Origin of the sequence: Aminobacter ciceronei (assembly GCF_014138625.1) — a bacterium.
In the GTDB taxonomy this organism is placed as follows: Bacteria; Pseudomonadota; Alphaproteobacteria; order Rhizobiales; family Rhizobiaceae; genus Aminobacter; species Aminobacter ciceronei.
The window spans coordinates 22,312-42,053 of sequence record NZ_JACJHY010000005.1; the positions used below are offsets into that span (position 1 = coordinate 22,312).

General features: G+C 63.5%; 26 protein-coding genes. 8 read left to right on the forward strand and 18 right to left on the reverse strand.

Annotated features, from left to right (window positions below; translation table 11 throughout):
- Positions 1-82: 82 nt before the first annotated feature.
- Positions 83-1,066: a LysR family transcriptional regulator gene (locus HNQ95_RS06835; RefSeq protein WP_169808308.1), complete on the reverse strand. Its 984-nt coding sequence runs from the start codon at positions 1,064-1,066 to the stop codon at positions 83-85.
- A gap of 42 nt (positions 1,067-1,108) precedes the next feature.
- Between HNQ95_RS06835 and HNQ95_RS06840 the strand changes: the two genes are divergently transcribed.
- Complete coding sequence (locus HNQ95_RS06840; protein WP_246340611.1) at positions 1,109-1,786, forward strand: NADPH-dependent FMN reductase; 678 nt, start codon at positions 1,109-1,111, stop codon at positions 1,784-1,786.
- A 58-nt stretch (positions 1,787-1,844) separates the two neighbouring features.
- Here HNQ95_RS06840 and HNQ95_RS06845 read toward each other — a convergent pair whose 3' ends face one another.
- The 3 genes from HNQ95_RS06845 to HNQ95_RS06855 all read right to left on the reverse strand — a co-directional run bounded on the left by HNQ95_RS06845 (position 1,845) and on the right by HNQ95_RS06855 (position 3,360).
- Entirely contained in the window at positions 1,845-2,105 is a 261-nt protein-coding gene (locus HNQ95_RS06845) for a DUF2312 domain-containing protein (protein WP_067956960.1), read from the reverse strand.
- A gap of 137 nt (positions 2,106-2,242) precedes the next feature.
- A complete protein-coding gene (locus HNQ95_RS06850; protein ID WP_067966058.1) occupies positions 2,243-2,551 on the reverse strand; it encodes a DUF1244 domain-containing protein in 309 nt (102 codons plus the stop codon).
- An 11-nt stretch (positions 2,552-2,562) separates the two neighbouring features.
- The gene (locus HNQ95_RS06855; protein WP_182573728.1) at positions 2,563-3,360 is read right to left on the reverse strand and encodes an N-formylglutamate amidohydrolase; all 798 of its coding nucleotides are present in this window, start codon (positions 3,358-3,360) and stop codon (positions 2,563-2,565) included.
- Positions 3,361-3,605: 245 nt separating this feature from the next.
- Here HNQ95_RS06855 and HNQ95_RS06860 point away from each other — a divergent pair, with 245 nt between their 5' ends.
- Together HNQ95_RS06860 and pyk are read left to right on the forward strand one after the other, a co-directional pair.
- Positions 3,606-4,094 (forward strand): DUF1036 domain-containing protein, encoded by a 489-nt coding sequence (locus HNQ95_RS06860; protein ID WP_067956963.1) that lies wholly within the window; start codon positions 3,606-3,608, stop codon positions 4,092-4,094.
- A complete protein-coding gene (gene pyk / locus HNQ95_RS06865) occupies positions 4,091-5,527 on the forward strand; it encodes a pyruvate kinase (RefSeq protein ID WP_182573729.1) in 1,437 nt (478 codons plus the stop codon). Before HNQ95_RS06860 ends, pyk begins: the two co-directional genes overlap by 4 nt.
- Positions 5,528-5,608: 81 nt before the next feature.
- Here pyk and HNQ95_RS06870 read toward each other — a convergent pair whose 3' ends face one another.
- From HNQ95_RS06870 to ykgO, 3 genes are all read right to left on the reverse strand, one after another.
- Positions 5,609-6,658, reverse strand: coding sequence for an alpha/beta fold hydrolase (locus HNQ95_RS06870; RefSeq protein ID WP_182573730.1), 1,050 nt, complete (start codon positions 6,656-6,658; stop codon positions 5,609-5,611).
- 114 nt (positions 6,659-6,772) lie between these two features.
- Complete coding sequence (locus tag HNQ95_RS06875; RefSeq protein ID WP_157096998.1) at positions 6,773-7,354, reverse strand: tetratricopeptide repeat protein; 582 nt, start codon at positions 7,352-7,354, stop codon at positions 6,773-6,775.
- A gap of 79 nt (positions 7,355-7,433) precedes the next feature.
- Positions 7,434-7,559 (reverse strand): type B 50S ribosomal protein L36, encoded by a 126-nt coding sequence (gene ykgO, locus HNQ95_RS06880; RefSeq protein WP_018429929.1) that lies wholly within the window; start codon positions 7,557-7,559, stop codon positions 7,434-7,436.
- Between the two features lie 243 nt (positions 7,560-7,802).
- Here ykgO and HNQ95_RS06885 point away from each other — a divergent pair, with 243 nt between their 5' ends.
- Positions 7,803-8,210 carry a lysozyme inhibitor LprI family protein gene (locus tag HNQ95_RS06885; RefSeq protein ID WP_182573731.1) on the forward strand — a complete coding sequence of 136 codons (408 nt, stop codon included), beginning with the start codon at positions 7,803-7,805 and terminating at the stop codon, positions 8,208-8,210.
- 28 nt (positions 8,211-8,238) lie between these two features.
- Here HNQ95_RS06885 and HNQ95_RS06890 read toward each other — a convergent pair whose 3' ends face one another.
- A complete protein-coding gene (locus tag HNQ95_RS06890) occupies positions 8,239-8,580 on the reverse strand; it encodes a winged helix-turn-helix transcriptional regulator (RefSeq protein ID WP_067956986.1) in 342 nt (113 codons plus the stop codon).
- Here HNQ95_RS06890 and HNQ95_RS06895 point away from each other — a divergent pair.
- Positions 8,579-9,595, forward strand: coding sequence for an NAD(P)-dependent oxidoreductase (locus tag HNQ95_RS06895; RefSeq protein ID WP_246340618.1), 1,017 nt, complete (start codon positions 8,579-8,581; stop codon positions 9,593-9,595). The two genes, HNQ95_RS06890 and HNQ95_RS06895, sit on opposite strands and share 2 nt — an antisense overlap.
- A 72-nt stretch (positions 9,596-9,667) precedes the next feature.
- On the forward strand, positions 9,668-10,039 hold the full coding sequence (locus HNQ95_RS06900; protein WP_067956993.1) for a hypothetical protein: 372 nt from the start codon (positions 9,668-9,670) through the stop codon (positions 10,037-10,039).
- Positions 10,040-10,103: 64 nt separating this feature from the next.
- Here HNQ95_RS06900 and HNQ95_RS06905 read toward each other — a convergent pair whose 3' ends face one another.
- From HNQ95_RS06905 to HNQ95_RS06915, 3 genes are all read right to left on the reverse strand, one after another.
- Positions 10,104-11,186: a 5-(carboxyamino)imidazole ribonucleotide synthase gene (locus HNQ95_RS06905; protein WP_283936443.1), complete on the reverse strand. Its 1,083-nt coding sequence runs from the start codon at positions 11,184-11,186 to the stop codon at positions 10,104-10,106.
- Entirely contained in the window at positions 11,183-11,647 is a 465-nt protein-coding gene (gene purE / locus HNQ95_RS06910) for a 5-(carboxyamino)imidazole ribonucleotide mutase (RefSeq protein ID WP_210283730.1), read from the reverse strand. The genes HNQ95_RS06905 and purE overlap by 4 nt, the downstream gene beginning before the upstream one ends.
- 117 nt (positions 11,648-11,764) lie before the next feature.
- On the reverse strand, positions 11,765-11,968 hold the full coding sequence (locus HNQ95_RS06915) for a YdcH family protein (protein WP_067956996.1): 204 nt from the start codon (positions 11,966-11,968) through the stop codon (positions 11,765-11,767).
- 238 nt (positions 11,969-12,206) lie between these two features.
- On the opposite strand from HNQ95_RS06915, the gene HNQ95_RS06920 reads away from it, so the two are divergent.
- Complete coding sequence (locus tag HNQ95_RS06920; protein WP_067956999.1) at positions 12,207-12,386, forward strand: YdcH family protein; 180 nt, start codon at positions 12,207-12,209, stop codon at positions 12,384-12,386.
- Positions 12,387-12,697: 311 nt separating this feature from the next.
- Here the strand turns inward: HNQ95_RS06920 and HNQ95_RS06925 are convergent, their stop codons facing one another.
- The 3 genes from HNQ95_RS06925 to HNQ95_RS06935 form a co-directional block, all read right to left on the reverse strand.
- Positions 12,698-12,961 carry an ArsR/SmtB family transcription factor gene (locus HNQ95_RS06925; RefSeq protein WP_067957002.1) on the reverse strand — a complete coding sequence of 88 codons (264 nt, stop codon included), beginning with the start codon at positions 12,959-12,961 and terminating at the stop codon, positions 12,698-12,700.
- Between the two features lie 83 nt (positions 12,962-13,044).
- Positions 13,045-14,286: an MFS transporter gene (locus tag HNQ95_RS06930; RefSeq protein WP_182573733.1), complete on the reverse strand. Its 1,242-nt coding sequence runs from the start codon at positions 14,284-14,286 to the stop codon at positions 13,045-13,047.
- 79 nt (positions 14,287-14,365) lie between these two features.
- Positions 14,366-14,560 carry a DUF1192 domain-containing protein gene (locus tag HNQ95_RS06935; RefSeq protein WP_182573734.1) on the reverse strand — a complete coding sequence of 65 codons (195 nt, stop codon included), beginning with the start codon at positions 14,558-14,560 and terminating at the stop codon, positions 14,366-14,368.
- A 113-nt stretch (positions 14,561-14,673) separates the two neighbouring features.
- Here HNQ95_RS06935 and HNQ95_RS06940 point away from each other — a divergent pair, with 113 nt between their 5' ends.
- On the forward strand, positions 14,674-15,684 hold the full coding sequence (locus HNQ95_RS06940) for an NAD(P)H-quinone oxidoreductase (protein WP_182573735.1): 1,011 nt from the start codon (positions 14,674-14,676) through the stop codon (positions 15,682-15,684).
- 205 nt (positions 15,685-15,889) lie between these two features.
- Here HNQ95_RS06940 and HNQ95_RS06945 read toward each other — a convergent pair whose 3' ends face one another.
- From HNQ95_RS06945 to HNQ95_RS06960, 4 genes are all read right to left on the reverse strand, one after another.
- Positions 15,890-16,690, reverse strand: coding sequence for a class I SAM-dependent methyltransferase (locus tag HNQ95_RS06945; RefSeq protein ID WP_182573736.1), 801 nt, complete (start codon positions 16,688-16,690; stop codon positions 15,890-15,892).
- Between the two features lie 297 nt (positions 16,691-16,987).
- A complete protein-coding gene (locus tag HNQ95_RS06950; RefSeq protein WP_067957014.1) occupies positions 16,988-17,692 on the reverse strand; it encodes a hypothetical protein in 705 nt (234 codons plus the stop codon).
- A 139-nt stretch (positions 17,693-17,831) separates the two neighbouring features.
- Positions 17,832-18,668 carry an ABC transporter permease gene (locus HNQ95_RS06955; RefSeq protein WP_067957017.1) on the reverse strand — a complete coding sequence of 279 codons (837 nt, stop codon included), beginning with the start codon at positions 18,666-18,668 and terminating at the stop codon, positions 17,832-17,834.
- A gap of 31 nt (positions 18,669-18,699) precedes the next feature.
- On the reverse strand, positions 18,700-19,521 hold the full coding sequence (locus tag HNQ95_RS06960; protein ID WP_083948462.1) for an ABC transporter ATP-binding protein: 822 nt from the start codon (positions 19,519-19,521) through the stop codon (positions 18,700-18,702).
- Between the last annotated feature and the right edge of the window lie 221 nt (positions 19,522-19,742).

Consider the following 19,742-nt stretch of genomic DNA (forward strand, 5'->3'; position numbering starts at 1 on the left):
TTCTCCACTTGCGTTTGTGGCACAACTTCCCGGAGGCGAGAGACTGGATCAAATGACCGTTTTCGACGAGGCGATCTCGAAATCAGGCCACACCTCCCGCGGTCCCGAACTGCGCCGCCAGTGTCTCGGCAAAACGCAGCAGCACCGGCGTCTCGATCTCCTCGCGCCAGAACAGCTTCAGCGGCAGCGGCACCGAAAATCCGGCGACGTCACGAATGATGACATTCGGCGGATGCCGCCCTGCCTGCGAGCGGTTGACGAAGGCGATGCCAAGCCCCGCGGCGACCAGGCTCAGCGTTGCTTCGGTGCTGCCGGTCTCCATCAACACGCGGATGGCGACGCCGCGTGAGTGCAGGGCCAGCGCGACCTTCTCCGCCATCAGGCCAGACTGGGCGAGGTCCATGCCGATGAAGTCGGCACCCTCGAGGTCTTCGACCACAAGCTTTGGCCGTGAGGCGAGCGGATGATGCTCGGGCAAAGCGAGCGCCAGGTCGTCCAGCACAAGCTGTCGCGACTTCAGGCTGTGCGGGTAGCCGAGATCATAGGCCAGGCCGAGGTCGATTGTTCCCGCCGCCAGCGCTTGGAATGCCTGCTCGGACAGCATTGGCGTCAGTCGGAGTTCGACCGTCGGATTGGTGCTGCGGAACGCCTGCAGACCGTCGGGGACCGGCGCAAACATCATCGCAGCACCATTGAAGCCGACGCGCAGCAGCGACACCTGGCCGCTGTCGATGAGGTCGAAGCGGCGGATGGCGAGGTCGACCTCGCGCAGGATACGCGATGCGTCTTCCAGCAGCGCTGCGCCGGCCAAGGTCAGCCGCACGCCGGTTGGCTCGCGTTCGAACAGCCTGCCGCCGAGCTGCGCCTCCAGATCGCCGATGCGCCGCGACAGCGCCGACTGCACGATCGCCAGCCTATCGGCCGCCTTGTGGAAGCTGCCGAGTTCGGCGGCGACGACGAAGTGCTGCAGGTTCTTCAGGAGCTGGGCCCGGCGTATGCCGAGCCGGCCGAAGCTGAGGCTGTCGTTCGGGGTCTGAGCCTTTGGCTCGTCCGCACTGCCGGTCATCTGGGCACCACGCGCAAATGTTTGGTCGTACCGATTGTGCCGATGCCGAAACCAGATCGCCTCGTCCGAAAAGGTCATTTGCCGCTAAATGCCGTTGTCTGTCTCCTGAAGGCCGAAACAGAGATGCCTCAGGAGGACAGAATGGCTGCGAGACCCCTAATCGTCGGGATCGGCGGAACGACACGCAACGGCTCGTCTTCGGAGCAGCTGCTGCACCGGGCGCTGGCAGCGGCGCAGGCGGCAGGTGCCGATACGCTGGCCTTCAGCGGCGAAGGGCTGGTGTTTCCGATCTATGGCACTGTCACGCCCGGCGCGGCCGAGCTGGCGTTCGTCGAAACCCTGCGCCGCGCGGACGGCGTCGTCGTTGCATCACCGGGCTATCACGGCTCGGTGTCGGGCATGGTCAAGAATGCGCTGGATTACGTCGAGGAGTTGCGCGGCGATATCAGGCCGTATCTCGAAGGGCGGCCCGTTGGGCTGATCGCCGCAGCCGCCGGCTGGCAGGCTGGCGGCTCAACGCTGCAGCATCTGCGCTCGATCGTGCACGCCCTGCGCGGTTGGCCGACGCCTTTGGGCGTCATTGCCAATTCGTCTCTGCCGGGCTGTGATTGTGGAGACCAGATCGCGCTGATGGTCAATCAGGTCTTGAACTTCGCGGACGCGTTTGGCATGGGGAAAGCCAGTATGGCTGCGCCGTTGCAGTCCCGGATCGTGGCGTAGATTGCTTGCCACGATGGCTGCGGCGGGGTCGCTTGGATGCGCCGCAGCCATATTGGCCTCAGCTCATGCCGAGAGCGGCTTTGTAGAGGTCGAGGATTGCTTCCGCCTCGTCGCGCTCGGCCTGGTCTTGCTTGCGCAGGCGGATCAGTGTGCGCAGCGCCTTGGTGTCGAAGCCGGTGCCCTTGGCCTCGGCGTAGACGTCCTTGATGTCGTCGGAGATGGTCTTCTTTTCTTCTTCAAGCCGCTCGATGCGCTCGATAAAGGCGCGCAACTGGCCGGCGGCAACGGTCTGGCTGGTATCGGTGATTTCGTCGGCCATGGGGCACTCCGCAATTGTGATTGGACCAGCGCGACTCGGCGCGCCATGGGGCATTTCGGCCCGGTTCGATGCCCGATGACGGCAGGAGGGTCAAGGGGACCTGGCGGCGCAGCTGACACGACGCGACGTAATATCGCCTAGTGATCCTTGGGTCGACTGGCCTCGAAGGCGGTCTTTTGCGCATCGCTGGCGTCGCGCTGATACTTGGCCTGCCACTCGGCATAAGGCATGCCGTAGACGATCTCGCGCGATGCCTCCTTGGACAACTCGACGCCGGCGCCGGCGGCTGCGTCGCGATACCAGTTGGACAGGCAATTGCGGCAGAAACCGGCGAGATTCATCATGTCGATGTTCTGCACGTCGGAGCGCTCGCGCAAATGTTCGAGCAGGCGGCGAAAGGCAGCCGCCTCGAATTCGCGCTGCTGCGCCTCACTGAGTTCGGCCATGGTAACCTCCTTCACAGCGGCCCGGTGCGCGAGCCGAATTGTCTGACTTCGTGTATGTCGGCACGGCGGTTGATCGCGTCAACGATCGGCGCCAGCCGATCTGCCCAGGCTCCGGCTCCGGCGTCGTCGCCGATCAGGTCCTGCCTGATTTCGATCAGCGCATGGGCAAAGCCATTGACGATGCAGTGCTTGTACATGGTGTCGCCGCGCAGCGCCCCATCATAGGGCTCGTTGTCGCCGACGACCAAGCCGATGTCCTCGGCCAGCATCTCGATCAGCGGCCAGGCGGCACGATGGTCCATGTCCCACAGCACGCCGGCATGCCACGGCCGGATACGGCCCTGCATGACAGGCGTGAAGGAATGCACCGAGAGGATGAAGGGTGCCGTACCGGTCTGCCGGTGCACCGAGGCGATCATGGCGCCGACAGCGTCATGATAGGGTCGGTAGAAAGTGTCGAGCCGGCGCTCGCGCTCTTCCCCGGGCATCGGGTAATTGCCCGGGATGACCGAGCCGTCATAGAGCTGGCGGATCAGGGTCGGGTCGTCCTCGCCGCGATTGGGGTCGATCAGAAGGCGCGAAAAATTGGCCATCACCGCCGGCGCGCCGATCATCGCCGCCAGCTTGCGGGTTACCTGTTCGGCGCCGATGTCATAGGCGATGTGGCGCTCGAACTCCTCGGGCGGCAGGCCGAGATCACCATATTCCTGCGGCAGGTCGCGCCGGGCATGGTCGCACAAAAGCACCAGCCCCTGGGCGCGGTCGCCGTCGATGATTTCGAACGGGGCAAAGAGAGTGTTTCGCGTCATCGGAGGCAAATTGTCCTTCGGCACGGCTTCGGTGTAGGTTTTGACGCCGTTGCAGCTGTGGGGATATGTGCTAACGCCGTTGTTTTGCCAACCTTTTTTCGAATATGCCAGATGGGGCGGCAAATCACGGCGGCCGAGCGCATCTAAATCGATTGGATAAGCGCCGTGCCATGCGTTGACATGCGCTTGCACATTGCCGAAAAGGGCACCAGAAGATGAAAAATACGTCGAAGAGGGGCTTGGGGATGGAACTTGCCGGGGGGCCGCGCGTACGCTCAGCCTTCGCATTGCTTTTCCTTTTCCTGGCGGTTCCCCTGTTTGCCTCCGTTGCCGCGACGCCTGCGCGTGCCGATTTCAGGGTCTGCAACGCGACGCAGAGCCTCGTCGGCGTCGGCATCGGCTATCGCGCCAAGGCGGGGTGGATCACCGAAGGCTGGTGGCACATCGAAGGGCAGACCTGCAAGACGCTGATCGAAGGCCCGCTGTCATCGAGGTTTTATTATCTCTATGCAGAAGATGCCGAGCGGGGCGGACGCTGGGACGGCCCCATCAACATGTGCGTGGCTGAAAAAGAGTTCAAGGTTGCCGGGGTCACCGATTGCGTAGCACGCGGTTTCCAGCGTGCCGGCTTCCAGGAATACGACACGGGCGAGCAGGCGAACTGGATGGTCCAGCTCACCGACGAGCCCGCAACGGGCGGCAATGCGGCCGCCTCGGGAACGAACGGTCAATGAGACGTAGCCGCAAGGTCAAGATACTCGCCACACTCGGTCCGGCCTCTTCCGACGAGGTCATGATCCGCAAGCTCTTCGATGCGGGCGCCGATGTCTTCCGCATCAATATGAGTCATACCGACCACGATTCGATGCGCACGCTTGTTGGCCGTATCCGTTCGGTCGAAGAGGCGGTTGGCCGGCCCATCGGCATCCTCGCCGACCTGCAGGGACCCAAGCTCCGCGTCGGCAAGTTCGCCAATGGCAAGGAAGAGCTATCAGTCGGCCAGACCTTTACCCTCGACGACAACCCCGACCTCGGCACGTCGAGCCGTGTCCACCTGCCGCATCCTGAAATCCTCAAGTCGGTCCAGACCGGCCACCGTCTGCTCATCGATGACGGCAAGCTGGAGCTCAGGGCAACCAAGACCGACGGCAAGTCGATCGTCTGCACGGTCGTTGCCGGCACCAAGATTTCCGACAAGAAGGGCGTCAGCCTGCCCGACACCGACCTGCCGGTCGGCGCGTTGACTGAAAAGGACCGCAAGGACCTCGACGCGGTGCTCGAAACCGGCGTCGACTGGGTCGCGCTGTCCTTCATCCAGCGTCCCGAGGACCTCGCCGAGGCGCGCAAGATTGCCCAAGGGCGCGCGCTCCTGCTCTCCAAGATCGAGAAGCCGCAGGCGGTTGCCCGTCTGGCCGAAATCATCGAGCTGTCCGATGCCTTGATGGTCGCCCGTGGCGATCTCGGCGTCGAGATGCCGATCGAATCCGTGCCCGGCATCCAGAAACAGATCACCCGCGCGGCTCGCCGTGCCGGCAAGCCTGTGGTCGTCGCCACCCAGATGCTGGAATCGATGATCACGGCCCTGGTGCCGACCCGTGCTGAAGTTTCCGACGTCGCAACGGCGGTGTTCGAAGGCGCCGACGCCGTCATGTTGTCGGCCGAGTCGGCTGCCGGCCAGTACCCGGTCGAGTCGGTCGCGACCATGGACCGGATCGCCCAGCAGGTCGAAAAGGATCCGACCTATCCCGGCATCATCAACGCCCAGCGTTCGCAGCCGGAAGCGACCGGCGCCGACGCCATCTCACTTGCGGCGCGCGAAATCGCCGAGACGCTGAAATTGTCGGCAATCGTCACCTACACCGCCTCGGGCACCACCGGGCTGCGCGCGGCGCGTGAACGGCCGCAGGTGCCTGTCATCGCGCTGTCGCCGATCCTCGCCACCGCGCGCCGCCTGTCGCTGCTCTGGGGCACGCATTGCGTCGTCTCGCCGGATGCGGTGGATCTCGACGACATGGTCGACCGCGCCTGCAACGTCGCCTTCAACGAAGGCTTTGCCGCTGGCGGCGATCGCGTCATCATCACCGCCGGCGTGCCGCTCCGTACCCCTGGTTCGACCAACATGCTGCGCATCGCCTATGTCGGGCCGGAAGGCAAAGGCAGCAGGTAATTCATGGGAGTAGGGGAGTAGGCGGCTCAAGCCGTCCTCCTCGTTCTCGATGTTCCCTTACTCCCCTATTCCCCTACTCCCTTAGTTTGGCGCCTTCTCGTTCACGCACATATCCGTCCCGAACGCGTCGCCGGCAATGCGGGCCTCGACCTGCCGCGCCATCGCCTGCAGGTCACGTGGTTGGCCGGCGAGCCTTTCAACCGCTGCCGCGACCAGATCAGGTGCCACCCAGTCGGGTTTGTGGCCGAGGTTCCTGACCCAGACCAGCTCGGCATCAGGAATGTCGCGGGCAAGGCCGATCGAATGGATCTCCTCGTAGACGACTGTGTCTGCGTCGCCCGACAGCACCACAGTCGGCGCCTTGATTTCGGGATAGCGAGGCGCCGTCTTCAGCGCGTGCCGGTACAAGCCCTCGACATCAATCGCATTGGCGCGAAACGGCTGCGGCCGCAGCACCAGCTTGATGGAGGCTTCGTCGACATAGACATCGGGCGCCTTGTTGGGCGAGAAGACGCAGGTCGTGGCCGCATCGATGTGCATCAGCCCGGCCGGATTGGCAACCATCGCGGCGAACAGCCGCCCGACCACCGGCCTGGCGCTCAGGCTGTAGTACCAGGAGGTGTCGCCGCCCGGCCAAGGATGCGTTGCCGCCGACAGGAACAGCAGCCCGCGCGTCTTCTCAGGGTGCTCCAGGGCGAAGGTCGCCGCGATCGAGCCGCCGAACGAATGGCCGATAATGATGGCGTCCTTGACACCGAGCCTGTCCATCAGGGTAGCGATGGTCGCGGCCTGCCCTTCCTGCGTCTCGTTGCTGCCGGGCCCGCGTTCGGACCAGCCATGGCCGGGCCGGTCGAAAAACAGCATCTCGGCGCGGCCTTCGAATTGTGGCCTGAGCGGCAGCATCTGGTCCTTCAGGTTGGCGGATGCGCCGTGGATGAAGACCAGCGGCGGCAGCTCCGCGCCAACAGGCGCCGGTACATGGACGTAATGGATGTTGGCGCCCGCAATGTCGATGAAGCTGCCCACCGGCGGATTGAGGCGCTCGATCAGCCATGAGGCCACGCCGGTAAAGCCGGCAAGCGCAAGCACGATCGCAACGAGCAGGACCAGGACAAAGGTGAGGATGTTCATGCGGCTCGTTGGAGGGGAGTAGCGAAGTAGGGGAGTAGGAGAATAGGGCAGTAAGGGAGTAGGGGGAATGGGGCATCAATCGGCGACTTACTGCCCTATTGCCTTACTCCCCTCTCAAATCCCTTCGCCCGCAAGCTCTTCCTCCAGCCGCGAAACCTCGTTTTGGGCATTTCGCAGCATCGGGTAGATGACCAGAACGCGCTGCCAGGCCTGCAGTGCCAGCTCGTTGTGGTTGGTGGCAGCCATGATCTGGGCCATGCCGGAGAGGGCGCCGAAATGGCGCGGCTCGAGCTCCAGCGTGCGTTCGATGTCGGTCATCGACTTGCGGAAGTTGCCCATCATGAAATGCACGGTGGCGCGGCGGTTCCAGCCTTCGGCATATTGGGGCTGCAGGGTCACGACCTGGTCGAGGAAATCGAGGGCAACGTCGAACTTCTTGGCTTCCAGTGCCTGCTGCGCCCACAGCATCATGAGGTCGACGGAAGCGCTGCCAGACCTGTACCAGGCTTCCCAGATCCGGTTGGCGAGGCGTTCGGCGGCCTTTTCGTTGCGCTCACGCTTGAGGTCGGAAAACAGCGAATCGAGCTGGGTGTCGGCCTTGGCGACGACGGTATCGCCGCTCGTCTGGGCAAACGCCTGGAGCGGCAGCGGCGTTGCCGCGATGGTCAGGACAAAAAAGGCAAAAACGCTCCGCATGCGGAAATTCTAGACCCCCGCATGGGAACGTCAAACTGAAATTGCCGTGATGCGCCGGCCGTGAGTGGCCGGGCGAGCATCAGCCCTGGCGGGCCTTGTAGCGCGGCGCAGTCTTGTTGATGATGTAGATACGGCCCTTGCGACGAACCAGCTGGCAGTCACGATGGCGGCCCTTGAGCGCCTTGAGCGAATTCTTGATCTTCATGTCACTAACCCGTCAGATGGGGCCCATCTTCCGGGCCGAAACCAAAAGCACGCCCAAAGTGCGCGCCCAATTTGTGTGAGTAGCTCTTAGACGAGGAGTCTTGGCCAGTCAACCGCGACAGGGCACAGCATGGCGGATTGATTGGCTTTTTTGCCGGCAATGGTCGTGGCCGTGCCGGGACGGGGACTTGCCAGTGGACAGCCTCGCTGGAATCCTCCCGCTCGTCAGACAACGGAGAGGCAGATGCGGCATTCGATTCTCTTGATCTCAATGGCCGGCGTGATGGTGGCATCGGTGGCGTCGGCCGAGGAGTGCGACCGCAACGACCAGACCCAGATGGGCATGAACATCTGTGCGGCCCAAGACTACGCGGCGTCAGACGCCAAGCTGAATGTCGCCTATGGTGACATCATGAAGCGCCTGTCCGACAACGCCGGCGCGCGCAAGCTGTTACAGGATTCGCAGCGCGCCTGGATCGCCTTCCTCGATGCTGAATGCAAGTTCGCCTCCTCCGGCGTCGAAGGCGGATCGGTCCAGCCGATGATCCATTCCGGCTGCCTGCAGGGACTGACCGACGCGCGTGTGACGCAACTCGGCAGCTACCTCAAATGCGAGGAGGGCGACCTCAGCTGTCCAGTGCCGGGCCAGTAGGCCGGTAGTCCGCGGCAGAGGTCTCGTCTCAGGCGTATTCGGCTTTGTTCTTGATATCGCAGGGAAGACCGAACTGCGCGCCCCAGCGGCATAGTGATTCTGCTGCCGCGTTGAGGGCTGCGCCGCGTTCGGTGAGCGAGTAGACAACCTTGGCCGGCAATTCCGAATAGACCTTCCGGTCGACGAGCCCATCGGCCTCCAGTTCGCGCAATTGTTGCGCCAGCATCTTTTCGCTGATCCCGGGAATCGACTGCCTCAACCGGCCGAATCGGCGTGATGCCGTTCCGAGCTGGCAAAGAATGTCTATCTTCCATTTGCCTTCGGTCATCCTGACAGCCGCTACAAAGCCATTGTCCGCCGTCTTGTCCATGCTGCTCTCCTTACCGCCAGGTGACTACTTACGCCCGGGTTCGTATTGTGTGCCGCCCATCTCACCATACCTCCACGACGTCGCGACAGACGTCGCGTCGTGGCGCCGCCAGTTGATATGGAGAGTTGGAATGAAGCGTTCAATCGCCGTTTTGGGAACCGGACGCATGGGCTCGGCCCTTGCCCGCGCCCTGCTTGCATCGGATCATCGCATGACGGTCTGGAATCGTACAAAAGACAAGGCCGAACCGCTCGCCTTGCTCGGCGCAACTGTCGCATCTTCAGCACTTGAGGCCGTGACTTCAGCTGAAGTCATCATCGTGAATGTCAGCGACTACAAGGCGACTGCAGGCATCCTGCGCGACGATGCAGTCGCTTCCGCCGTCCGCGGCAAGCTGATCGTCGACCTGACGTCGGGAACGCCACAGGGTGCGCGCGATGCCGCCGAGTGGTGTGGCAGGCACGGCGCCGGCTATCTCGATGGTGCGATCATGGCAACGCCTGACTTCATCGGCACCGATGCGGGCACCATCCTGGTCTCGGGGCAGGGACAGGCCTTTCGGGACAACGAGGCCGTCTTTCGCGCGTTGGGCGGTAATGTCCAGCATGTCGGACAAGACCCTGGACGTGCCAATGCGCTTGATAGCGCTTTGCTGGCCCTGATGTGGGGTGCATTGTTCGGAGCGCTCAACGCCATTGCCGTGAGCCAGGCCGAAGACATCGATCTGGGCGAACTGAGCCGGCAGTGGACGGCGACAGCGCCCGTTGTCGAGGGGCTCGTCACTGACCTCATCAAGCGTACCGATGCCGGCCGTTTTGCCAGCGACGAGGAGACCCTTTCGTCGATTTCCATCCATCACAGTGCGTTCCAGCACCTCCTGGAACTCATGGATGCGCGTGGCATCGACCGCGCCGTGGTTGACGGTTACGGCTTCTTCTTTCAGCGGGCGATTGCAGCCGGCCAGTTGCATGGAGATTTCGCGGCGTTGTCGCAGTTCATGGGTAAGGCCGCCTGAGAGCCAGCGCAGCGAGGAGGCTGGCCACCTGTCGGCCAGCCTCATGCCATCACTTGATATGAAGGAAACGGAATGTCTCTGACGCTTCTCGTCGACACCTATTGCTCTGCCTGGTCCACGGAGAATGCCGGGCAGCGGCGAGCCCTGCTGCTTTCGGTGTGGAGCGAGGGTGCAACCTACACCGACCCCTCGGTCCATGCCGAAGGCGTGGAAGAGCTGCTTGCGCATATCGCGGGAATTCAGGCCAGGCATCCCGGTGCCCGCATTCTGCGCACCAGTGACGTCGATGTTCATCATGGCATCGCGCGCTTCGCGTGGCAGTTCGTGATGCCCGACGGATCATCGCCGCCCGAGGGCCTCGACATCGCCTTTGTCGATGGCGACCAGAAGCGCATAACGCGCATCATCGGCTTCTTCGGTTCGATGCAAAGGCCTGCTGCGTGAGTTTGGCGGCACGACGAGCCGGCGCAGCCACAGGTGCAGTCAGCCCATTGCTGGCGGCTGTCTTTTAGCGGCGCGGCAACAGCCGGGTGAAATGGCCCATCTTGCGGCCGGGGCGGGCCTCGGCCTTGCCGTAGAGATGCACAGCGACGTCGGGCTCGGCCAGCAGGGCCGGCACCCTTTCGATGTCGTCGCCGATCAGGTTTTCCATGATGCAGTCGGAGTGGCGGTTGGCGTCGCCGAGCGGCAGGCCGGCGACGGCGCGGATGTGCTGCTCGAACTGCGAGACCACGCAGGCCGCCTCGGTCCAATGGCCTGAATTGTGTACCCGCGGCGCCATCTCGTTGACCAATAGCGAGCCGTCGGCAAGGACAAAGAACTCGACGCCGATGACGCCGACATAATCGAGTGCCGTGAGGATCTTGCGTGCCGCGTCACGTGCTGCCATGGCTGTTTCGCTGCCGATCGTGGCCGGCAGCGTCGAGGTCGCCAGAATGCCGTTGCGGTGCACGTTCTCGGCCGGGTCGAAGACGGCGATGCTGCCATCGGTGCCGCGCGCCGCGATGATCGAGATTTCGCGCTCGAAGGCAACGAAGGATTCGAGCACCAGCGGCACATTGCCGAGCGAGGCGCAGGCGCCGTCGAAGCCGCCTGTCGTCACGTTGCGGAAGACCATCTGGCCCTTGCCGTCATAACCCATGCGGCAGGTCTTCAGCACGCCGCTGCCGTCGAAGGCCTTCAGCGCCTCCGCCAGCTCGGCATCGTTGTCCACAGGCCGGAAGCCGGCTGTGGATATCCCGATCCCGTTCATGAATGTCTTTTCGACGAGCCGGTCCTGGGCAACCTCGAGGGCGCGTGCTGGCGGGTGGACGGCGATCGTGCGGCCCAGCCGTTCGGCAGCGACAACCGGCACGTTTTCGAATTCATAGGTGACGACAGCACTTGCGCGCGCCAGTTCGTCGAGAGCGGCGGGGTCGTCATAGGCGGCGACGATCTGGCGATTGACGACCTGGGCTGCCGGGCAGTCGGCCTGGGGCTCCAGAACGATCGTCCGGTAGCCGAGGCGAGCCGCCGCCATGGCCAGCATGCGGCCGAGCTGGCCGCCGCCGATGATGCCGATGGTGGCGCCGAGGGGAAGGGGCGCGCTCACGCGTCGTCCGTCGGCTGTTCGGCGACCCGTGCGGTCTGGGCAGCGCGCCATTCGTCGAGCCTTGCGGCGAGCGCGTCGTCGGACAGGGCAAGCACGGCCGCGGCAAGCAGTGCCGCGTTGGCGGCACCGGCCTTGCCGATGGCAAGCGTGCCGACGGGGATGCCGGCCGGCATCTGGACGATGGAAAGCAGCGAATCCTGGCCCGACAAGGCCTTCGATTCGACCGGCACGCCGAACACCGGCAGAGAGGTCATGGCTGCAGTCATGCCGGGAAGATGGGCCGCACCGCCGGCGCCGGCGATGATGACGCGGAAGCCTGCTGCCTTGGCGCCCTTGGCGAAGTCGTAAAGACGGTCGGGTGTGCGGTGGGCCGAGACGATGCGTGCCTCAAAGGCGATGCCAAGCACTTCGAGCAATTCGGCGGCATGGCGCATGGTCGCCCAGTCAGACTGGCTCCCCATGATGATGGCGACGTCGACCCTGTCTTTGCTCACGCGCGGCACCCCTGCTTGATAAGCCTGCGCTTAACCGAAATGCGCTGCCATCGCAACCAAAGGCCGTCCGAAAATGGCGGTTTCTCAGGCGATGATGTCGGGGATGATGCGGTCTTCGATCTGGCTGATCTTGTCCTTGAGGACCAGCTTCTTCTTCTTCATCCGCTGGATCTGCAACGTATCGCAGCCCATCGCGATCATCGCGTTGATTGCGGCATCAAAATCCGCATGGTCCTGCTTCAAGCGTGCAAACTCGAGACGAATCTCGGCTTGTTCCTGTTCCGACATGTCTACCGTCTGCAAACTCACTGGCGCACCCGGGGCGCTCCTAAGGCGGGGTCGGCGACTCCTTGTCACCGGCGCGAAGCCCTTATCACATTTCACGCTGTCAGGAAATGCTACCACACTTTATTCGACATCGCCGACGGGGGATGGCAGACTGTCATGGTTCCGTCACAGAGCACTGTCTGCGGTGGGCAGGGCTGTGCCCGGAGCATCGAGGAAACCATGAAAGGGAGAACCAATCATGTCTCTTGCTTCCCATCTTGAAGAACTCCAGCGCAAACATGGTGACGTCGAGCGCCAGCTCGGCGAAGCAATGAATCATCCATCCATGGACGACCTGCAAATCGTAGCGCTGAAGCGTCGCAAGCTGGCTCTCAAGGACGAGATTGAAAAGCTGAAAGGTGACCCGACGCAGCACTAGGCTCAGTCACAGCACTAGGCTCAGGCACGAGGTCTCCAGCAAGGCCCTGATTTTCGGCAAGGGCCCGACAGCCGGCGGCGAAGCAACATCGCCGCCGGATCAGGGTGATCTTTATCAGCCAAATCATCGCATGACCGGAACAGCGCATCCGCAGCGGGATGCTCGTGCGTATCGGTGGTTGAGCCGGCGGTGCCGCCAGGCCATTGCCGCGATCAGCCACATCATTGGTACGTCGCGTTATTGCCCGGCATAGGACTGGCGCATCCATTCTCCTGGGCATGACCGCCTCCGAGGCGGCACCGGACAAAGCCTCAGGCGTCCCAGAACTGGTCCAGCCAGATGTTGAGCTTGCGGAAGCCGGCAACGCTGACCGCATAGACCCGGCGCGTGCCTTCGGCGCGGGCGCTGACAAGGCCGGCGTCGAGCAAGACCTTGAGGTGTTGTGACACCGCCGGGCGTGAAACCGGCAGGCCGGCGGCAAGTTCGCTGACGGTCTTGGGGCCACGCCGCAATTCTTCCAGCAGATGGCGCCGGTTGGCATCCGATATGGCGAGGAAGGGCGCGTCAGTTGTCATGGCTCATTTGTGCCGCAACATCGGCGAAATCTCAACTACCGGTCGCAATCGCCGTACTGGCGTCTCGTCGCACCACCTTGCTGTCAGGCGGCGTCCTCGTGCCTGGGGTCGAGGCGCAGCGATTCCGGCGTCGCGCTGCGGTCGGCCGGCTGAGTCTTGAAGGCCTCGCGATCCTCGATCGGCACCGGCGCACGCCGCTTGATGCGCAGCGCGGTGTAGCCGGCGAGCATGAAATGCGCGGCAGCTGTCGCGAGGAAAAGCGCTTCCGGCCGCATGTAATCCATCAGGCCGGCGCCAAGCAGCGGCCCGACCATGGTGCCGAAGCCGTAGAGCAGCAGCAGCCCGCCCGAAACCTTGACGAAATCCTCAGGCTTGGCGTGGTCGTTGGCATGTGCCACCGCCAGCGAATAAAGCGTGTAGGCAAAGGCGCCGTAGCAGGCGGTCATGGCGATGACGAAGGCGCCTGAGCGCGGCGCCATCAGGAAGATCAGCACGGCGGCTACCGCCGAGGCGAGCGAGGCGCCGATCAGCACATAACGACGGTCGGTTCGGTCGGAGACCTTGCCGATCGGGATCTGCAGTGCTGCGCCGGCGACGACCACGAGGCTCATCATCAGCGCGATCTCAGGTGTCGAAATGCCGATGCGTGCGCCATAGACGGCGCCGAGCGTGCCCCAGTCGCCATTGGCGACACCAATGAGGAAGCAGGCGACGGAGGCGACCGGCGAATTGGCGTAAAGCCCCTTGATGTCGAGCGAGACGTCCTGCAGCGGCTTGGGGTGGGCGGCGCTGGAGACGGCTGTCGGGATCAGCGACAGGCAGAACAGGATGCCCGTCACCATGAACAGCGAGGCGCTGGTAACGTCGCCGCCGGCGACCATCATCTGGCCGGCCATGATCGAGGCATAAGTGACCATCATGTAGAGGCCGAAGACGGTGCCGCGGTTCTCGTTGGTGGCGCGCTCGTTGAGCCAGCTCTCGATGACCATGAAGGCGCCGGCCATGGCGAAGCCGGTGAAGGCGCGCAGCAGGATCCAGACATATTCGTTGACGATCAGGCCGGTCAGCAGCGCAATGATGGCGGCCGATGCGGCGAAGGTGCCGAAGGCGCGTACATGGCCGGCGCGGCGGACGACACGCGGGGCAAAATAGCAGCCGGCAACAAAACCACCGGCCCAGGCAGTGCCCATCAGGCCAAGTGCGGTGGTGGAAAAACCTTCTTCCTGGCCGCGCAGCGGCAGCAGCAGGCCATGCAGGCCCGATGCTGCGAGCAGGAAGGCGGTGCCGCGGAGCAACGACAGGATCGGCCGGTAGGTTGCGAGCATCTGAAGTCCCACCACGAATCAATTAGGCACTGGCACCTGATGATAACCCGTTTGGGGCATATCGGTGGCGGTGCGCGGTTCAGCCGCGCTTGAACAGCGCCTCGGCGGCCGATTTGGTCGAGCCCTTGACGGTGAGCTCGGCCTCGAGCCGCCCGATCTCGGCGCGCAGGGCCGCGATGCGCTCGCTGAGCTCGCCGACCGACAGCAGCGACAGATCCTGGCCGATCTCATGGACGGTTTTCTTCTTCACCGGCTCGTCGTCGAACAGCGCCATCTCGCACACCTCCATCGCAGACAGGCGTTTGCCTGACTTGCCAATCCGAATACATAGTGCGTTCAACCACATGTAAAGTCCGGGGCGCGCCGGACCAGCGGAGACCGAAAGACATGGCCAAGCCTGCCAAACTTCCCGAAAAGATGCTGGCCGTGGCGATCAGCCAGCCGGGCGGGCCCCGCGTGCTCAAGGCCGAGAAGCGCGACCTGCCGGAATTGGGCGCCGGCGAGATCCTGATCCGGGTGCATGCGGCGGGGGTCAACCGACCCGACGTCCAGCAGCGCAAGGGCGCCTATCCCGCGCCGCCGGGCGCCTCCGACCTGCCCGGGCTCGAAGTGTCGGGCGAGGTAGCAGCACTTGGCGAGGGTGCCACGCGCTGGCGCATCGGCGACGCGGTCTGTGCGCTGACGCCGGGCGGCGGCTATGCCGAATATGCCAGGGTGCACGAGACCAACGCGCTTCCCATGCCCACGGGCTTCACCTTCACCGAAGCTGCGGCGGTGCCCGAAACCTTCTTCACCGTCTGGCACAACGTGTTCGAGCGTGGTGCGCTGAAGGCGGGTGAGACGCTTTTGATCCATGGCGGCTCGTCGGGCATTGGCACCACCGCGATCCAGCTCGCTTCGGCCTTCGGCGCTTATGTCATCGTCACCGCCGGCTCCGACGACAAATGCGCCGCCTGCCTCAAGCTCGGGGCTGACCGGGCGATCAACTACCGCAACGAGGATTTCGTCGAGGCGGTGAAGGATGCCACCGGCGGCAAGGGTGCCGACGTCATCCTCGACATGGTCGGTGGCGACTATGTCGGCCGCAATTACAATGCCGCTGCCGTCGACGGCCGCATCGTCCAGATCGCGACGCAAGGCGGGGCGGTGGCGAGCGCCGATTTCTCGAAGCTGATGGTCAAAAGGCTGACCCATACCGGCTCGACGCTGAGGCCGCGCACGACCGAGTTCAAGGCCGGCATCGCCGCAGCTCTCGAAGCCCAGGTGTGGCCGCTGCTGGCCGTCCGCCGCGTCGCGCCTGTCATGGACATGATCTTCCCGCTCAAGGAAGCCTGGCGGGCGCATGAACGCATGGAAGAGGGCGAGCACATCGGCAAGATCGTGCTGGATGTCGGTTGAAGGGGCTTCGCCCTCCCTTTTGTCGGGAGGGCGGCGACGCCCTGCGTTCCCAAGAGCGACCAGCGCGTCGCCGGTGTTTGCCCTACCCTCATGGTCAGTCCGCCGAACCAGGTGGTTCCGTGTCGGCAAGGCAGCCTTGTGGTGCGACAGTACTTTAAGGACTGAGGAAAGCCTCTGTCGCCCCGTTGTATCTGCCGGCGTCGATTCAGCTCACAGTCCCGCGCACGGCCCAGGCGATGTTGGCAAAGGAGCGCGGGCCGTCGGGGCGGCCGGCCTCGTAGGCATCGCGAACGGCAGCTTCGGCGCTCGCCTTGTCCGCCTGGTCGAGCATGGCGATAAATTTGCCGATCGGACCTTCGCCTGCGCCGATGGGCGCCCAGAGATCGTCGAAGTCCGCATAGTCCATGCGCAGCAAAAGCTGGGATTCCTCGACGCCTGACAGCCGCTGCGCGGCGAAGGCGGCTTTCATTTCGCCCGGCTGCATCATCGGTTGGAAGCAGTAGCGGGCGCGCAGTTGCCGGCCGGCTTCGCTGAGCGCTGCCAGCGAGTCGACGACCATGCGCATGCCGGGCATGCCGCCATAATGATCCCACACCGCGGCCGCGACCACCCCGCCCGGCCGCGTCACCCTGGCCATCTCCGCGATCGCCTTGGGCGCCTCGGGCACGAAATGCAGCACCAGAAGCGCGAGCGTGCGGTCGAAGCTGTTGTCCGGGAAGGGCAGGGCGCAGGCATCGGCCTGGCTGATCTTTATGCGCGGATCCGTATTGCGCGCCTGAGCCGCAGCGACAAAGACCGGCGAGAAGTCGATGGCCGCGATTTCCCCGAGATTTGCAGCCTTGGCCAGCACGAAGGTCAGGCTGCCGGTACCACAGCCGACGTCGAGCACTTTCTCGCCATCGGCGAGGCCGGCAAAGTCGATGAAGGGGATTGCGAGTTTCTGGCTCCAGCGGCCCATCAACTGCTCATAGCCGGCCGCATCCTGCACGTTGAAGCTTGATGTCATCGAAGCCTCCTATGCCAAAAGGCATGGTAAGCCGCCGCGAAAGAGATGGGAAGAAAGACTGTCGACTGATCCACACAGGCTAGCTCGTGAATGACCTGCGCCCATTCTCGCCGTTCAGGCAGACGCTGCAATTTCCAGTCATCGGCTGACAGCCTTGGCACACCACTAGGTCGGTGTGGAAAGCAGCCATTGCGATGGTTCAAAGCCAACAGCATTTGGTAAACTAGGAGTGCTCGCAATCAATCCCGCCGACGCGGCAAGCGCGCAGTGGCGCTGGAATGCCGGGCGTCCCGCCTGCTAGGGCTGGACTCCAGTCTTGAATGGAGAGGCGGGTGCCGAACACATCAGGTGGCCGACCCAGTCGATCGCAATGTCTTTGGTCCTGGCGCGCCATGTGCGGAAAGGCTCGCCGTCTTCGGCCATGCCGACGCGAGCCCAGTCGCTCCATTCCCGCATGGCCCAGATAAGCACGACCTCGGAATCATTGCGCATGGCGGTGCGAAAGGCGCCGACAAGCTGCAGCCCCAATTCCATTGCCTGGCCAAGCCAATGCTCCGACACCAGCCGCAAATAATCCTGCGCCAGGCCTGGCTTGATATTGACTGTCTCGTGCAGGAATACCTTGGCGCCGACCACACTGCCGTCGGCACAAAGTTGCTCTATGTCGGGTGAGTAAGGGGCTGCGATCAACAATCGGTCGAGGCCCCCACTGCGGTAATTTTGAGCCGTGAGCCACCACATCTCAAGCGACTTGTCCTGCATCGTGTCCGTGCCGGTCTCATGCGCGAAACTGGCAGCCAGGCTGTCCCAGTCTTCGTACTCCCACAGGTTCACCACTTGTGGCCAACGGCCCGTGCTGCCGAGCGTCCCCCAGACGCCGAAGCATTTTTGAAGGCGTTCGGCACTGTGCCGACCCCAGTCGGTCGTCATGTGTTTGAAGTAGTTAGCCCGGTTGGCGCCGATGATGTCGATATATTCGTGGATATAGATCTTGGAATTCATTCGGGCCTCCCAAAGGTCAGCTAGCTGCCACGCCCTGCCGGGTGGCACTACAAGGGCAGACGAAGAATGATGCCCATCTCGCCGAACGGCCCCGAAGCGCGCTATCGCATTTCGGGGCAGTTCGGATGCTGCGTTGGATCTAGCGGGATCCTTTGGTCGAGGACGCCGTCCAGGGCAGCATCAACCGTCCGAGCCAGCGGACCAGCGAGCTGAACAGGAAACCCATGAGGGCTACGGTGCAGATACCGACATACATCCGGTTGGCCTGAAACAGCGACCACGAATGCCAGATGCGATAGCCTATGCCCTGGCTTGCCTGGACGAACTCGACGCCGACGATGACCAGCACCGCCGTGCCGATGGCGATGCGCATGGAAATGAACAGCTGTGGCAAAAGTGCCGGCCAGGTGACGTGCCTGAACATATTCCAGCCCTTGGCGCCGAAGGAGCGGGCGGCCTCGTGATAGTTCTCGGGGATGGCAAGCACTGCCTCCATGCACTGGATCCAGACCAGGAAGAACACGGTCATGCCGACAAGCAGCACGCTCGGCAGTTCGCCAAGTCCGAAGATCAACAGCAGCAACGGCAGCAGGGCGAGCTTTGGCACCGTGTAGAGCGCGGTAAGGAACGGCTCCAGCGCGGCGCGTGTCAGGCGCGACAGGCCGAGCAACAGGGCGGCGCCAAGGCCTGATGTGACGCCGATGGCGAAGCCGGCGAGCACACGCAGAGCACTCGCGATCACATCCTGCTGCAGCATTCCTGTGCGCAGCATTTCGACCGCTGACAGGAAGATCGCGCTCGGGGCGGGAAAAAAGCGTGAATCGAGAAGGCCGGCGCGGGCGCAGATCTCCCACAGGATGAAGAACACGACGGGCGTCGCCATCGCCAGCACCTTTTCCTGCCTTCGCGCCCGCAGCGCATAACCACGTGGGTCGCGCTCGGCTTCGCCCGGTCTGATAGCGATGGTCTTTTCCATGCTCGTCGCCTCCTCCGCGTCGATGTCTGTTTCAGGCAGCGTGCTTGCCGACCTGCTCTCGCAACAGGTTCCAGATTTCCTGCTCGAGCTTGGCGAACATGGGCTCTCCGCGGATTTCCGGCGCGCGTGGTCGGGCGAAAGGCACCTCGAATTCGGCGATGATGCGACCTGGCCGCGCCGACATCACCACGACCCGGTCGCCGAGCAGCAACGCTTCTTCAAGGCTGTGGGTGACGAAGACGACTGAGCGTCTGTCTTCTTGCCAGAGCGTCAGCAACTCGTCCTGCAGGATGCGACGGTGCTGGGCGTCGAGCGCGGCGAAAGGTTCATCCATCAGAAGGATTTCAGGCTCGACCGCCATGGCGCGAGCGATGGCGACACGTTGCAACATGCCGCCGGAAAGAGCCGGCGGATATGCATTGGCGAAGTCGGCGAGGCCCATCTTGCCGAGCCAGGCCGTCGCGCGCCTGTCGGCCTCGGCGCCAGACATGCCTGTCATCTCCAGACCGAAGCGGACATTGGCCTGGATCGTCTTCCACGGAAACACATTGTAACTCTGGAACACCATGGCGGTGGGAACCGCGCGCGTGCCACTGGCATGGACGAGGACCTCGCCCTCGCTCGGCCTGTGCAGGCCGGCAATCATCCTGAGTACCGTCGACTTGCCGCAACCCGACGGACCGACGAGGCAGACGAATTCGCCACTCCTCACCTTGAGATCGACACCGGCAAGCGCTTCGACATTGCCGTTGGCGTCATAACGCTTGCGCACCCCTCGCACTTCTATCTTGGCAGGGGCCTCGGCGACCAATGGCATGGCAGCTGATATGTCGGTTCTGCGCAATGAGTTCATCTGTCGCTCCGTGAGGAAGTGCAATCCAGCGAGCGCCAAGGGCATCCGCGGACGGGAGGCTAGGCCGATAGGCGAAATCAAAACAATCGCTTCCGCAGATTTTCCGGATAGCCGGAAAAGTGCCGGTTGCGTTTGACAGCTTGTTCCGTTCGACGCCTAATCGACGTGTCTCAAGTGGCGGAAATCGTTGCCGCCTTGGAGAGCGGCGGCGGCTTTCGTTC

Bases quoted from the DNA above. Each gene is read 5' to 3' on its own strand.
- HNQ95_RS06920 (WP_067956999.1), top strand. From the start codon at position 12,207: ATGTCTCTTGCTTCCCATCTTGAAGAACTCCAGCGCAAACATGGTGAC.
- HNQ95_RS06945 (WP_182573736.1), bottom strand. From the start codon at position 16,690: ATGACATCAAGCTTCAACGTGCAGGATGCGGCCGGCTATGAGCAGTTG.
- HNQ95_RS06940 (WP_182573735.1), top strand. From the start codon at position 14,674: ATGGCCAAGCCTGCCAAACTTCCCGAAAAGATGCTGGCCGTGGCGATC.
- ykgO (WP_018429929.1), bottom strand. From the start codon at position 7,559: ATGAAGATCAAGAATTCGCTCAAGGCGCTCAAGGGCCGCCATCGTGAC.
- HNQ95_RS06895 (WP_246340618.1), top strand. From the start codon at position 8,579: ATGCTGCTCTCCTTACCGCCAGGTGACTACTTACGCCCGGGTTCGTAT.
- HNQ95_RS06885 (WP_182573731.1), top strand. From the start codon at position 7,803: ATGCGGCATTCGATTCTCTTGATCTCAATGGCCGGCGTGATGGTGGCA.
- HNQ95_RS06925 (WP_067957002.1), bottom strand. From the start codon at position 12,961: ATGACAACTGACGCGCCCTTCCTCGCCATATCGGATGCCAACCGGCGC.
- HNQ95_RS06950 (WP_067957014.1), bottom strand. From the start codon at position 17,692: ATGAATTCCAAGATCTATATCCACGAATATATCGACATCATCGGCGCC.
- HNQ95_RS06845 (WP_067956960.1), bottom strand. From the start codon at position 2,105: ATGGCCGACGAAATCACCGATACCAGCCAGACCGTTGCCGCCGGCCAG.
- HNQ95_RS06860 (WP_067956963.1), top strand. From the start codon at position 3,606: ATGGAACTTGCCGGGGGGCCGCGCGTACGCTCAGCCTTCGCATTGCTT.
- purE (WP_210283730.1), bottom strand. From the start codon at position 11,647: ATGGGGAGCCAGTCTGACTGGGCGACCATGCGCCATGCCGCCGAATTG.
- HNQ95_RS06900 (WP_067956993.1), top strand. From the start codon at position 9,668: ATGTCTCTGACGCTTCTCGTCGACACCTATTGCTCTGCCTGGTCCACG.
- HNQ95_RS06840 (WP_246340611.1), top strand. From the start codon at position 1,109: ATGCCGAAACCAGATCGCCTCGTCCGAAAAGGTCATTTGCCGCTAAAT.
- HNQ95_RS06930 (WP_182573733.1), bottom strand. From the start codon at position 14,286: ATGCTCGCAACCTACCGGCCGATCCTGTCGTTGCTCCGCGGCACCGCC.
- HNQ95_RS06855 (WP_182573728.1), bottom strand. From the start codon at position 3,360: ATGACGCGAAACACTCTCTTTGCCCCGTTCGAAATCATCGACGGCGAC.
- HNQ95_RS06915 (WP_067956996.1), bottom strand. From the start codon at position 11,968: ATGTCGGAACAGGAACAAGCCGAGATTCGTCTCGAGTTTGCACGCTTG.
- HNQ95_RS06955 (WP_067957017.1), bottom strand. From the start codon at position 18,668: ATGGAAAAGACCATCGCTATCAGACCGGGCGAAGCCGAGCGCGACCCA.
- HNQ95_RS06835 (WP_169808308.1), bottom strand. From the start codon at position 1,066: ATGACCGGCAGTGCGGACGAGCCAAAGGCTCAGACCCCGAACGACAGC.
- HNQ95_RS06875 (WP_157096998.1), bottom strand. From the start codon at position 7,354: ATGCGGAGCGTTTTTGCCTTTTTTGTCCTGACCATCGCGGCAACGCCG.
- HNQ95_RS06850 (WP_067966058.1), bottom strand. From the start codon at position 2,551: ATGGCCGAACTCAGTGAGGCGCAGCAGCGCGAATTCGAGGCGGCTGCC.
- pyk (WP_182573729.1), top strand. From the start codon at position 4,091: ATGAGACGTAGCCGCAAGGTCAAGATACTCGCCACACTCGGTCCGGCC.
- HNQ95_RS06890 (WP_067956986.1), bottom strand. From the start codon at position 8,580: ATGGACAAGACGGCGGACAATGGCTTTGTAGCGGCTGTCAGGATGACC.
- HNQ95_RS06870 (WP_182573730.1), bottom strand. From the start codon at position 6,658: ATGAACATCCTCACCTTTGTCCTGGTCCTGCTCGTTGCGATCGTGCTT.
- HNQ95_RS06935 (WP_182573734.1), bottom strand. From the start codon at position 14,560: ATGGCGCTGTTCGACGACGAGCCGGTGAAGAAGAAAACCGTCCATGAG.
- HNQ95_RS06960 (WP_083948462.1), bottom strand. From the start codon at position 19,521: ATGAACTCATTGCGCAGAACCGACATATCAGCTGCCATGCCATTGGTC.